We start from the raw sequence: 11,320 nt of genomic DNA on the forward strand, positions 1-11,320 counted from the left end.
GATTCTTGCTCAATTGTTATCAGCTATGCGCCGACCAGAACACCTTGCCGATCAGCCAAACGTCTCTTCAGGCCACTGACTAGCGATAACTTTCCCCACAACGGAACAACTCTCATTGCATGGGATCATTGGGTACTGTGGGTTTAGTGGTTGTAAAAACACCTGACCGCTATCCCTGATCAGTTTCTTGAAGGTAAACTCATCACCCCCAAGTCTGGCTATGCAGAAATCACCTGGCTCAACAGCCTGCTCAGGGTCAACGAGAATTAACATTCCGTCAGGAAAGCTTGGCTTGGAGCCTGTTGGTGCGGTCATGGAATTACCTTCAACCTCAAGCCAGAATGCAGAATCACTGGCTTTTTTGGTTGTGCTTACCCATCTCTCCGCATCACCTTTGGTAAAGGTTCTAAGCTTAGGTGAGAACATCCCTGCCTGAACATGAGAAAAAACAGGGTACTCATACTCACTTCTAAGTGACGGCTGCATACTAACCGCTTCATACATCTCGTAGATTTCTCTGGCGATTGAAGGGCTAAATTCTTCAACGCTAACTTTGAGAATTTTTGTAAGCAATGCGGCGTTATAAGCATTTAATGCATTGATGCCATTAAATAAAGCACCAACGCCTGACTGCCCCATCCCCATCTTGTCTGCGACAGATTCCTGGGATAAGCCAAGTTCATTTTTCTTTTTTTCATAAATTGCTTTAAGGCGACGTGCGTCCTCAAGCTGCTCTTGTGTTAATGGTTTCTTTTTTGTGCTCATACGTTAAATCTATCACCGCAAGGGATAAATATCTAACACCGTGCGTGTTGACTATTTTACCTCTGGCGGTGATAATGGTTGCATGTACTAAGGAGGTTGTATGGAACAACGCATAACCCTGAAAGATTATGCAATGCGCTTTGGGCAAACCAAGACAGCTAAAGATCTCGGCGTATATCAAAGCGCGATCAACAAGGCCATTCATGCAGGCCGAAAGATTTTTTTAACTATAAACGCTGATGGAAGCGTTTATGCGGAAGAGGTAAAGCCCTTCCCGAGTAACAAAAAAACAACAGCATAAATAACCCCGCTCTTACACATTCCAGCCCTGAAAAAGGGCATCAAATTAAACCACACCTATGGTGTATGCATTTATTTGCATACATTCAATCAATTGTTATCTAAGGAAATACTTACATATGGTTCGTGCAAACAAACGCAACGAGGCTCTACGAATCGAGAGTGCGTTGCTTAACAAAATCGCAATGCTTGGAACTGAGAAGACAGCGGAAGCTGTGGGCGTTGATAAGTCGCAGATCAGCAGGTGGAAGAGGGACTGGATTCCAAAGTTCTCAATGCTGCTTGCTGTTCTTGAATGGGGGGTCGTTGACGACGACATGGCTCGATTGGCGCGACAAGTTGCTGCGATTCTCACCAATAAAAAACGCCCGGCGGCAACCGAGCGTTCTGAACAAATCCAGATGGAGTTCTGAGGTCATTACTGGATCTATCAACAGGAGTCATTATGACAAATACAGCAAAAATACTCAACTTCGGCAGAGGTAACTTTGCCGGACAGGAGCGTAATGTGGCAGATCTCGATGATGGTTACGCCAGACTATCAAATATGCTGCTTGAGGCTTATTCGGGCGCAGATCTGACCAAGCGACAGTTTAAAGTGCTGCTTGCCATTCTGCGTAAAACCTATGGGTGGAATAAACCAATGGACAGAATCACCGATTCTCAACTTAGCGAGATTACAAAGTTACCTGTCAAACGGTGCAATGAAGCCAAGTTAGAACTCGTCAGAATGAATATTATCAAGCAGCAAGGCGGCATGTTTGGACCAAATAAAAACATCTCAGAATGGTGCATCCCTCAAAACGAGGGAAAATCCCCTAAAACGAGGGATAAAACATCCCTCAAATTGGGGGATTGCTATCCCTCAAAACAGGGGGACACAAAAGACACTATTACAAAAGAAAAAAGAAAAGATTATTCGTCAGAGAATTCTGGCGAATCCTCTGACCAGCCAGAAAACGACCTTTCTGTGGTGAAACCGGATGCTGCAATTCAGAGCGGCAGCAAGTGGGGGACAGCAGAAGACCTGACCGCCGCAGAGTGGATGTTTGACATGGTGAAGACTATCGCACCATCAGCCAGAAAACCGAATTTTGCTGGGTGGGCTAACGATATCCGCCTGATGCGTGAACGTGACGGACGTAACCACCGCGACATGTGTGTGCTGTTCCGCTGGGCATGCCAGGACAACTTCTGGTCCGGTAACGTGCTGAGCCCGGCCAAACTCCGCGATAAGTGGACCCAACTCGAAATCAACCGTAACAAGCAACAGGCAGGCGTGACAGCCAGCAAACCAAAACTCGACCTGACAAACACAGACTGGATTTACGGGGTGGATCTATGAAAAACATCGCCGCACAGATGGTTAACTTTGACCGTGAGCAGATGCGTCGGATCGCCAACAACATGCCGGAACAGTACGACGAAAAGCCGCAGGTACAGCAGGTAGCGCAGATCATCAACGGTGTGTTCAGCCAGTTACTGGCAACTTTCCCGGCGAGCCTGGCTAACCGTGACCAGAACGAAGTGAACGAAATCCGTCGCCAGTGGGTTCTGGCTTTTCGGGAAAACGGGATCACCACGATGGAACAGGTTAACGCAGGAATGCGCGTAGCCCGTCGGCAGAATCGACCATTTCTGCCATCACCCGGGCAGTTTGTTGCATGGTGCCGGGAAGAAGCATCCGTTACCGCCGGACTGCCAAACGTCAGCGAGCTGGTTGATATGGTTTACGAGTATTGCCGGAAGCGAGGCCTGTATCCGGATGCGGAGTCTTATCCGTGGAAATCAAACGCGCACTACTGGCTGGTTACCAACCTGTATCAGAACATGCGGGCCAATGCGCTTACTGATGCGGAATTACGCCGTAAGGCCGCAGATGAGCTTGTCCATATGACTGCGAGAATTAACCGTGGTGAGGCGATCCCTGAACCAGTAAAACAACTTCCTGTCATGGGCGGTAGACCTCTAAATCGTGCACAGGCTCTGGCGAAGATCGCAGAAATCAAAGCTAAGTTCGGACTGAAAGGAGCAAGTGTATGACGGGCAAAGAGGCAATTATTCATTACCTGGGGACGCATAATAGCTTCTGTGCGCCGGACGTTGCCGCGCTAACAGGCGCAACAGTAACCAGCATAAATCAGGCCGCGGCTAAAATGGCACGGGCAGGTCTTCTGGTTATCGAAGGTAAGGTCTGGCGAACGGTGTATTACCGGTTTGCTACCAGGGAAGAACGGGAAGGAAAGATGAGCACGAACCTGGTTTTTAAGGAGTGTCGCCAGAGTGCCGCGATGAAACGGGTATTGGCGGTATATGGAGTTAAAAGATGACCATCTACATTACTGAGCTAATAACAGGCCTGCTGGTAATCGCAGGCCTTTTTATTTGGGGGAGAGGGAAGTCATGAAAAAACTAACCTTTGAAATTCGATCTCCAGCACATCAGCAAAACGCTATTCACGCAGTACAGCAAATCCTTCCAGACCCAACCAAACCAATCGTAGTAACCATTCAGGAACGCAACCGCAGCTTAGACCAAAACAGGAAGCTATGGGCCTGCTTAGGTGACGTCTCTCGTCAGGTTGAATGGCATGGTCGCTGGCTGGATGCAGAAAGCTGGAAGTGTGTGTTTACCGCAGCATTAAAGCAGCAGGATGTTGTTCCTAACCTTGCCGGGAATGGCTTTGTGGTAATAGGCCAGTCAACCAGCAGGATGCGTGTAGGCGAATTTGCGGAGCTATTAGAGCTTATACAGGCATTCGGTACAGAGCGTGGCGTTAAGTGGTCAGACGAAGCGAGACTGGCTCTGGAGTGGAAAGCGAGATGGGGAGACAGGGCTGCATGATAAATGTCGTTAGTTTCTCCGGTGGCAGGACGTCAGCATATTTGCTCTGGCTAATGGAGCAAAAGCGACGGGCAGGTAAAGACGTGCATTACGTTTTCATGGATACAGGTTGTGAACATCCAATGACATATCGGTTTGTCAGGGAAGTTGTGAAGTTCTGGGATATACCGCTCACCGTATTGCAGGTTGATATCAACCCGGAGCTTGGACAGCCAAATGGTTATACGGTATGGGAACCAAAGGATATTCAGACGCGAATGCCTGTTCTGAAGCCATTTATCGATATGGTAAAGAAATATGGCACTCCATACGTCGGCGGCGCGTTCTGCACTGACAGATTAAAACTCGTTCCCTTCACCAAATACTGTGATGACCATTTCGGGCGAGGGAATTACACCACGTGGATTGGCATCAGAGCTGATGAACCGAAGCGGCTAAAGCCAAAGCCTGGAATCAGATATCTTGCTGAACTGTCAGACTTTGAGAAGGAAGATATCCTCGCATGGTGGAAGCAACAACCATTCGATTTGCAAATACCGGAACATCTCGGTAACTGCATATTCTGCATTAAAAAATCAACGCAAAAAATCGGACTTGCCTGCAAAGATGAGGAGGGATTGCAGCGTGTTTTTAATGAGGTCATCACGGGATCCCATGTGCGTGACGGACATCGGGAAACGCCAAAGGAGATTATGTACCGAGGAAGAATGTCGCTGGACGGTATCGCGAAAATGTATTCAGAAAATGATTATCAAGCCCTGTATCAGGACATGGTACGAGCTAAAAGATTCGATACCGGCTCTTGTTCTGAGTCATGCGAAATATTTGGAGGGCAGCTTGATTTCGACTTCGGGAGGGAAGCTGCATGATGCGATGTTATCGGTGCGGTGAATGCAAAGAAGATAACCGCTTCCGACCAAATCAACCTTACTGGAATCGATGGTGTCTCCGGTGTGAAAGAACACCAACAGGGGTGTTACCACTACCGCAGGAAAAGGAGGACGTGTGGCGAGACAGCGACGAAGTATCACCGACATAATCTGCGAAAACTGCAAATACCTTCCAACGAAACGCACCAGAAATAAACCCAAGCCAATCCCAAAAGAATCTGACGTAAAAACCTTCAACTACACGGCTCACCTGTGGGATATCCGGTGGCTAAGACGTCGTGCGAGGAAAACAAGGTGATTGACCAAAATCGAAGTTACGAACAAGAAAGCGTCGAGCGAGCTTTAACGTGCGCTAACTGCGGTCAGAAGCTGCATGTGCTGGAAGTTCACGTGTGTGAGCACTGCTGCGCAGAACTGATGAGCGATCCGAATAGCTCGATGCACGAGGAAGAAGATGATGGCTAAACCAGCGCGAAGACGATGTAAAAACGATGAATGCCGGGAATGGTTTCACCCTGCATTCGCTAATCAGTGGTGGTGCTCTCCAGAGTGTGGAACCAAGATAGCACTCGAACGACGAAGTAAAGAACGCGAAAAAGCGGAAAAAGCAGCAGAGAAGAAACGACGACGAGAGGAGCAGAAACAGAAAGATAAACTTAAGATTCGAAAACTCGCCTTAAAGCCCCGCAGTTACTGGATTAAACAAGCCCAACAAGCCGTAAACGCCTTCATCAGAGAAAGAGACCGCGACTTACCATGTATCTCGTGCGGAACGCTCACGTCTGCTCAGTGGGATGCCGGACATTACCGGACAACTGCTGCGGCACCTCAACTCCGATTTAATGAACGCAATATTCACAAGCAATGCGTGGTGTGCAACCAGCACAAAAGCGGAAATCTCGTTCCGTATCGCGTCGAACTGATTAGCCGCATCGGGCAGGAAGCAGTAGACGAAATCGAATCAAACCATAACCGCCATCGCTGGACTATCGAAGAGTGCAAGGCGATCAAGGCAGAGTACCAACAGAAACTCAAAGACCTGCGAAATAGCAGAAGTGAGGCCGCATGACGTTCTCAGTAAAAACCATTCCAGACATGCTCGTTGAAACATACGGAAATCAGACAGAAGTAGCACGCAGACTGAAATGTAGTCGCGGTACGGTCAGAAAATACGTTGATGATAAAGACGGGAAAATGCACGCCATCGTCAACGACGTTCTCATGGTTCATCGCGGATGGAGTGAAAGAGATGCGCTATTACGAAAAAATTGATGGCAGCAAATACCGAAATATTTGGGTAGTTGGCGATCTGCACGGATGCTACACGAACCTGATGAACAAACTGGATACGATTGGATTCGACAACAAAAAAGACCTGCTTATCTCGGTGGGCGATTTGGTTGATCGTGGTGCAGAGAACGTTGAATGCCTGGAATTAATCACATTCCCCTGGTTCAGAGCTGTACGTGGAAACCATGAGCAAATGATGATTGATGGCTTATCAGAGCGTGGAAACGTTAATCACTGGCTGCTTAATGGCGGTGGCTGGTTCTTTAATCTCGATTACGACAAAGAAATTCTGGCTAAAGCTCTTGCCCATAAAGCAGATGAACTTCCGTTAATCATCGAACTGGTGAGCAAAGATAAAAAATATGTTATCTGCCACGCCGATTATCCCTTTGACGAATACGAGTTTGGAAAGCCAGTTGATCATCAGCAGGTAATCTGGAACCGCGAACGAATCAGCAACTCACAAAACGGGATCGTGAAAGAAATCAAAGGCGCGGACACGTTCATCTTTGGTCATACGCCAGCAGTGAAACCACTCAAGTTTGCCAACCAAATGTATATCGATACCGGCGCAGTGTTCTGCGGAAACCTAACATTGATTCAGGTACAGGGAGAAGGCGCATGAGACTCGAAAGCGTAGCTAAATTTCATTCGCCAAAAAGCCCGATGATGAGCGACTCACCACGGGCCACGGCTTCTGACTCTCTTTCCGGTACTGATGTGATGGCTGCTATGGGGATGGCGCAATCACAAGCCGGATTCGGTATGGCTGCATTCTGCGGTAAGCACGAACTCAGCCAGAACGACAAACAAAAGGCTATCAACTATCTGATGCAATTTGCACACAAGGTATCGGGGAAATACCGTGGTGTGGCAAAGCTTGAAGGAAATACTAAGGCAAAGGTACTGCAAGTGCTCGCAACATTCGCTTATGCGGATTATTGCCGTAGTGCCGCGACGCCGGGGGCAAGATGCAGAGATTGCCATGGTACAGGCCGTGCGGTTGATATTGCCAAAACAGAGCTGTGGGGGAGAGTTGTCGAGAAAGAGTGCGGAAGATGCAAAGGCGTCGGCTATTCAAGGATGCCAGCAAGCGCAGCATATCGCGCTGTGACGATGCTAATCCCAAACCTTACCCAACCCACCTGGTCACGCACTGTTAAGCCGCTGTATGACGCTCTGGTGGTGCAATGCCACAAAGAAGAGTCAATCGCAGACAACATTTTGAATGCGGTCACACGTTAGCAGCATGATTGCCACGGATGGCAACATATTAACGGCATGATATTGACTTATTGAATAAAATTGGGTAAATTTGACTCAACGATGGGTTAATTCGCTCGTTGTGGTAGTGAGATGAAAAGAGGCGGCGCTTACTACCGATTCCGCCTAGTTGGTCACTTCGACGTATCGTCTGGAACTCCAACCATCGCAGGCAGAGAGGTCTGCAAAATGCAATCCCGAAACAGTTCGCAGGTAATAGTTAGAGCCTGCATAACGGTTTCGGGATTTTTTATATCTGCACAACAGGTAAGAGCATTGAGTCGATAATCGTGAAGAGTCGGCGAGCCTGGTTAGCCAGTGCTCTTTCCGTTGTGCTGAATTAAGCGAATACCGGAAGCAGAACCGGATCACCAAATGCGTACAGGCGTCATCGCCGCCCAGCAACAGCACAACCCAAACTGAGCCGTAGCCACTGTCTGTCCTGAATTCATTAGTAATAGTTACGCTGCGGCCTTTTACACATGACCTTCGTGAAAGCGGGTGGCAGGAGGTCGCGCTAACAACCTCCTGCCGTTTTGCCCGTGCATATCGGTCACGAACAAATCTGATTACTAAACACAGTAGCCTGGATTTGTTCTATCAGTAATCGACCTTATTCCTAATTAAATAGAGCAAATCCCCTTATTGGGGGTAAGACATGAAGATGCCAGAAAAACATGACCTGTTGGCCGCCATTCTCGCGGCAAAGGAACAAGGCATCGGGGCAATCCTTGCGTTTGCAATGGCGTACCTTCGCGGCAGATATAATGGCGGTGCGTTTACAAAAACAGTAATCGACGCAACGATGTGCGCCATTATCGCCTAGTTCATTCGTGACCTTCTCGACTTCGCCGGACTAAGTAGCAATCTCGCTTATATAACGAGCGTGTTTATCGGCTACATCGGTACTGACTCGATTGGTTCGCTTATCAAACGCTTCGCTGCTAAAAAAGCCGGAGTAGAAGATGGTAGAAATCAATAATCAACGTAAGGCGTTCCTCGATATGCTGGCGTGGTCGGAGGGAACTGATAACGGACGTCAGAAAACCAGAAATCATGGTTATGACGTCATTGTAGGCGGAGAGCTATTTACTGATTACTCCGATCACCCTCGCAAACTTGTCACGCTAAACCCAAAACTCAAATCAACAGGCGCCGGACGCTACCAGCTTCTTTCCCGTTGGTGGGATGCCTACCGCAAGCAGCTTGGCCTGAAAGACTTCTCTCCGAAAAGTCAGGACGCTGTGGCATTGCAGCAGATTAAGGAGCGTGGCGCTTTACCTATGATTGATCGTGGTGATATCCGTCAGGCAATCGACCGTTGCAGCAATATCTGGGCTTCACTGCCGGGCGCTGGTTATGGTCAGTTCGAGCATAAGGCTGACAGCCTGATTGCAAAATTCAAAGAAGCGGGCGGAACGGTCAGAGAGATTGATGTATGAGCAGAGTCACCGCGATTATCTCCGCTCTGGTTATCTGCATCATCGTCTGCCTGTCATGGGCTGTTAATCATTACCGTGATAACGCCATTACCTACAAAGCCCAGCGCGACAAAAATGCCAGAGAACTGAAGCTGGCGAACGCGGCAATTACTGACATGCAGATGCGTCAGCGTGATGTTGCTGCGCTCGATGCAAAATACACGAAGGAGTTAGCTGATGCTAAAGCTGAAAATGATGCTCTGCGTGATGATGTTGCCGCTGGTCGTCGTCGGTTGCACATCAAAGCAGTCTGTCAGTCAGTGCGTGAAGCCACCACCGCCTCCGGCGTGGATAATGCAGCCTCCCCCCGACTGGCAGACACCGCTGAACGGGATTATTTCACCCTCAGAGAGAGGCTGATCACTATGCAAAAACAACTGGAAGGAACCCAGAAGTATATTAATGAGCAGTGCAGATAGAGTTGCCCATATCGATGGGCAACTCATGCAATTATTGTGAGCAATACACACGCGCTTCCAGCGGAGTATAAATGCCTAAAGTAATAAAACCGAGCAATCCATTTACGAATGTTTGCTGGGTTTCTGTTTTAACAACATTTTCTGCGCCGCCACAAATTTTGGCTGCATCGACAGTTTTCTTCTGCCCAATTCCAGAAACGAAGAAATGATGGGTGATGGTTTCCTTTGGTGCTACTGCTGCCGGTTTGTTTTGAACAGTAAACGTCTGTTGAGCACATCCTGTAATAAGCAGGGCCAGCGCAGTAGCGAGTAGCATTTTTTTCATGGTGTTATTCCCGATGCTTTTTGAAGTTCGCAGAATCGTATGTGTAGAAAATTAAACAAACCCTAAACAATGAGTTGAAATTTCATATTGTTAATATTTATTAATGTATGTCAGGTGCGATGAATCGTCATTGTATTCCCGGATTAACTATGTCCACAGCCCTGACGGGGAACTTCTCTGCGGGAGTGTCCGGGAATAATTAAAACGATGCACACAGGGTTTAGCGCGTACACGTATTGCATTATGCCAACGCCCCGGTGCTGACACGGAAGAAACCGGACGTTATGATTTAGCGTGGAAAGATTTGTGTAGTGTTCTGAATGCTCTCAGTAAATAGTAATGAATTATCAAAGGTATAGTAATATCTTTTATGTTCATGGATATTTGTAACCCATCGGAAAACTCCTGCTTTAGCAAGATTTTCCCTGTATTGCTGAAATGTGATTTCTCTTGATTTCAACCTATCATAGGACGTTTCTATAAGATGCGTGTTTCTTGAGAATTTAACATTTACAACCTTTTTAAGTCCTTTTATTAACACGGTGTTATCGTTTTCTAACACGATGTGAATATTATCTGTGGCTAGATAGTAAATATAATGTGAGACGTTGTGACGTTTTAGTTCAGAATAAAACAATTCACAGTCTAAATCTTTTCGCACTTGATCGAATATTTCTTTAAAAATGGCAACCTGAGCCATTGGTAAAACCTTCCATGTGATACGAGGGCGCGTAGTTTGCATTATCGTTTTTATCGTTTCAATCTGGTCTGACCTCCTTGTGTTTTGTTGATGATTTATGTCAAATATTAGGAATGTTTTCACTTAATAGTATTGGTTGCGTAACAAAGTGCGGTCCTGCTGGCATTCTGGAGGGAAATACAACCGACAGATGTATGTAAGGCCAACGTGCTCAAATCTTCATACAGAAAGATTTGAAGTAATATTTTAACCGCTAGATGAAGAGCAAGCGCATGGAGCGACAAAATGAATAAAGAACAATCTGCTGATGATCCCTCCGTGGATCTGATTCGTGTAAAAAATATGCTTAATAGCACCATTTCTATGAGTTACCCTGATGTTGTAATTGCATGTATAGAACATAAGGTGTCTCTGGAAGCATTCAGAGCAATTGAGGCAGCGTTGGTGAAGCACGATAATAATATGAAGGATTATTCCCTGGTGGTTGACTGATCACCATAACTGCTAATCATTCAAACTATTTAGTCTGTGACAGAGCCAACACGCAGTCTGTCACTGTCAGGAAAGTGGTAAAACTGCAACTCAATTACTGCAATGCCCTCGTAATTAAGTGAATTTACAATATCGTCCTGTTCGGAGGGAAGAACGCGGGATGTTCATTCTTCATCACTTTTAATTGATGTATATGCTCTCTTTTCTGACGTTAGTCTCCGACGGCAGGCTTCAATGACCCAGGCTGAGAAATTCCCGGACCCTTTTTGCTCAAGAGCGATGTTAATTTGTTCAATCATTTGGTTAGGAAAGCGGATGTTGCGGGTTGTTGTTCTGCGGGTTCTGTTCTTCGTTGACATGAGGTTGCCCCGTATTCAGTGTCGCTGATTTGTATTGTCTGAAGTTGTTTTTACGTTAAGTTGATGCAGATCAATTAATACGATACCTGCGTCATAATTGATTATTTGACGTGGTTTGATGGCCTCCACGCACGTTGTGATATGTAGATGATAATCATTATCACTTTACGGGTCCTTTCCGGTGATCCGACA

21 protein-coding genes and 1 pseudogene are annotated in these 11,320 nt (G+C 46.9%); 18 read left to right on the top strand and 4 right to left on the bottom strand.

From position 1 onward, the window contains the following. Window positions 1-51: 51 nt before the first annotated feature. Complete coding sequence (locus J5M67_RS24485; RefSeq protein WP_000104864.1) at window positions 52-765, bottom strand: LexA family transcriptional regulator; 714 nt, start codon at window positions 763-765, stop codon at window positions 52-54. Window positions 766-865: 100 nt separating this feature from the next. On the opposite strand from J5M67_RS24485, the gene J5M67_RS24490 reads away from it, so the two are divergent. The 17 genes and pseudogenes from J5M67_RS24490 (at window position 866) to rzpD (ending at window position 9,252) form a co-directional block, all read left to right on the top strand. Continuing rightward, a complete protein-coding gene (locus tag J5M67_RS24490) occupies window positions 866-1,066 on the top strand; it encodes a Cro/CI family transcriptional regulator (protein ID WP_000437875.1) in 201 nt (66 codons plus the stop codon). A gap of 118 nt (window positions 1,067-1,184) precedes the next feature. Next, entirely contained in the window at window positions 1,185-1,478 is a 294-nt protein-coding gene (locus J5M67_RS24495) for a lambda phage CII family protein (RefSeq protein WP_000251069.1), read from the top strand. A 32-nt stretch (window positions 1,479-1,510) separates the two neighbouring features. After that, window positions 1,511-2,410, top strand: coding sequence for a replication protein (locus J5M67_RS24500; protein ID WP_000185505.1), 900 nt, complete (start codon window positions 1,511-1,513; stop codon window positions 2,408-2,410). Further along, the gene (locus tag J5M67_RS24505) at window positions 2,407-3,108 is read left to right on the top strand and encodes a replication protein P (RefSeq protein ID WP_000788910.1); all 702 of its coding nucleotides are present in this window, start codon (window positions 2,407-2,409) and stop codon (window positions 3,106-3,108) included. The genes J5M67_RS24500 and J5M67_RS24505 overlap by 4 nt, the downstream gene beginning before the upstream one ends. Then, entirely contained in the window at window positions 3,105-3,395 is a 291-nt protein-coding gene (locus J5M67_RS24510) for a protein ren (protein WP_000145933.1), read from the top strand. Before J5M67_RS24505 ends, J5M67_RS24510 begins: the two co-directional genes overlap by 4 nt. Before the next feature lie 73 nt (window positions 3,396-3,468). Then, on the top strand, window positions 3,469-3,909 hold the full coding sequence (locus J5M67_RS24515) for a recombination protein NinB (protein ID WP_000736903.1): 441 nt from the start codon (window positions 3,469-3,471) through the stop codon (window positions 3,907-3,909). After that, window positions 3,906-4,778: a phosphoadenosine phosphosulfate reductase family protein gene (locus tag J5M67_RS24520; protein ID WP_000611491.1), complete on the top strand. Its 873-nt coding sequence runs from the start codon at window positions 3,906-3,908 to the stop codon at window positions 4,776-4,778. The genes J5M67_RS24515 and J5M67_RS24520 overlap by 4 nt, the downstream gene beginning before the upstream one ends. Further along, window positions 4,778-4,948: a protein NinD gene (ninD, locus tag J5M67_RS24525; RefSeq protein WP_223368622.1), complete on the top strand. Its 171-nt coding sequence runs from the start codon at window positions 4,778-4,780 to the stop codon at window positions 4,946-4,948. Before J5M67_RS24520 ends, ninD begins: the two co-directional genes overlap by 1 nt. Continuing rightward, the gene (locus J5M67_RS24530; protein ID WP_000113775.1) at window positions 4,915-5,097 is read left to right on the top strand and encodes a NinE family protein; all 183 of its coding nucleotides are present in this window, start codon (window positions 4,915-4,917) and stop codon (window positions 5,095-5,097) included. The genes ninD and J5M67_RS24530 overlap by 34 nt, the downstream gene beginning before the upstream one ends. Next, entirely contained in the window at window positions 5,094-5,264 is a 171-nt protein-coding gene (locus J5M67_RS29980) for a protein NinF (RefSeq protein ID WP_000566997.1), read from the top strand. The genes J5M67_RS24530 and J5M67_RS29980 overlap by 4 nt, the downstream gene beginning before the upstream one ends. Further along, the gene (locus J5M67_RS24540) at window positions 5,257-5,868 is read left to right on the top strand and encodes a recombination protein NinG (protein ID WP_001108044.1); all 612 of its coding nucleotides are present in this window, start codon (window positions 5,257-5,259) and stop codon (window positions 5,866-5,868) included. The genes J5M67_RS29980 and J5M67_RS24540 overlap by 8 nt, the downstream gene beginning before the upstream one ends. Beyond that, window positions 5,865-6,071 carry a phage NinH family protein gene (locus tag J5M67_RS24545; protein WP_002901791.1) on the top strand — a complete coding sequence of 69 codons (207 nt, stop codon included), beginning with the start codon at window positions 5,865-5,867 and terminating at the stop codon, window positions 6,069-6,071. The genes J5M67_RS24540 and J5M67_RS24545 overlap by 4 nt, the downstream gene beginning before the upstream one ends. After that, on the top strand, window positions 6,049-6,714 hold the full coding sequence (locus J5M67_RS24550; protein WP_001271136.1) for a serine/threonine protein phosphatase: 666 nt from the start codon (window positions 6,049-6,051) through the stop codon (window positions 6,712-6,714). Before J5M67_RS24545 ends, J5M67_RS24550 begins: the two co-directional genes overlap by 23 nt. Further along, complete coding sequence (locus J5M67_RS24555; RefSeq protein WP_001235459.1) at window positions 6,711-7,334, top strand: antitermination protein; 624 nt, start codon at window positions 6,711-6,713, stop codon at window positions 7,332-7,334. Before J5M67_RS24550 ends, J5M67_RS24555 begins: the two co-directional genes overlap by 4 nt. A 682-nt stretch (window positions 7,335-8,016) precedes the next feature. After that, window positions 8,017-8,334: pseudogene (locus J5M67_RS29660) on the top strand (phage holin, lambda family). After that, window positions 8,318-8,794: a glycoside hydrolase family protein gene (locus J5M67_RS24570; protein WP_000229403.1), complete on the top strand. Its 477-nt coding sequence runs from the start codon at window positions 8,318-8,320 to the stop codon at window positions 8,792-8,794. The pseudogene J5M67_RS29660 and the gene J5M67_RS24570 overlap by 17 nt, the downstream one beginning before the upstream one ends. Next, complete coding sequence (gene rzpD / locus J5M67_RS24575; protein WP_000092275.1) at window positions 8,791-9,252, top strand: prophage endopeptidase RzpD; 462 nt, start codon at window positions 8,791-8,793, stop codon at window positions 9,250-9,252. Before J5M67_RS24570 ends, rzpD begins: the two co-directional genes overlap by 4 nt. Before the next feature lie 31 nt (window positions 9,253-9,283). Here rzpD and bor read toward each other — a convergent pair whose 3' ends face one another. Continuing rightward, complete coding sequence (gene bor, locus J5M67_RS24580) at window positions 9,284-9,577, bottom strand: serum resistance lipoprotein Bor (RefSeq protein WP_000738492.1); 294 nt, start codon at window positions 9,575-9,577, stop codon at window positions 9,284-9,286. A gap of 289 nt (window positions 9,578-9,866) precedes the next feature. Further along, entirely contained in the window at window positions 9,867-10,319 is a 453-nt protein-coding gene (locus J5M67_RS24585; RefSeq protein ID WP_223248938.1) for a DUF1398 domain-containing protein, read from the bottom strand. Window positions 10,320-10,562: 243 nt separating this feature from the next. Between J5M67_RS24585 and ybcW the strand changes: the two genes are divergently transcribed. After that, window positions 10,563-10,769, top strand: coding sequence for a protein YbcW (gene ybcW / locus J5M67_RS24590; protein ID WP_001031427.1), 207 nt, complete (start codon window positions 10,563-10,565; stop codon window positions 10,767-10,769). 164 nt (window positions 10,770-10,933) lie between these two features. Here the strand turns inward: ybcW and J5M67_RS24595 are convergent, their stop codons facing one another. Further along, on the bottom strand, window positions 10,934-11,128 hold the full coding sequence (locus J5M67_RS24595; RefSeq protein ID WP_001421937.1) for a YlcI/YnfO family protein: 195 nt from the start codon (window positions 11,126-11,128) through the stop codon (window positions 10,934-10,936). Window positions 11,129-11,320 lie beyond the last annotated feature (192 nt).

Origin of the sequence: Pseudomonas sp. 30_B (assembly GCF_017491605.1) — a bacterium.
Taxonomy (GTDB): domain Bacteria; phylum Pseudomonadota; class Gammaproteobacteria; order Pseudomonadales; family Pseudomonadaceae; genus Pseudomonas.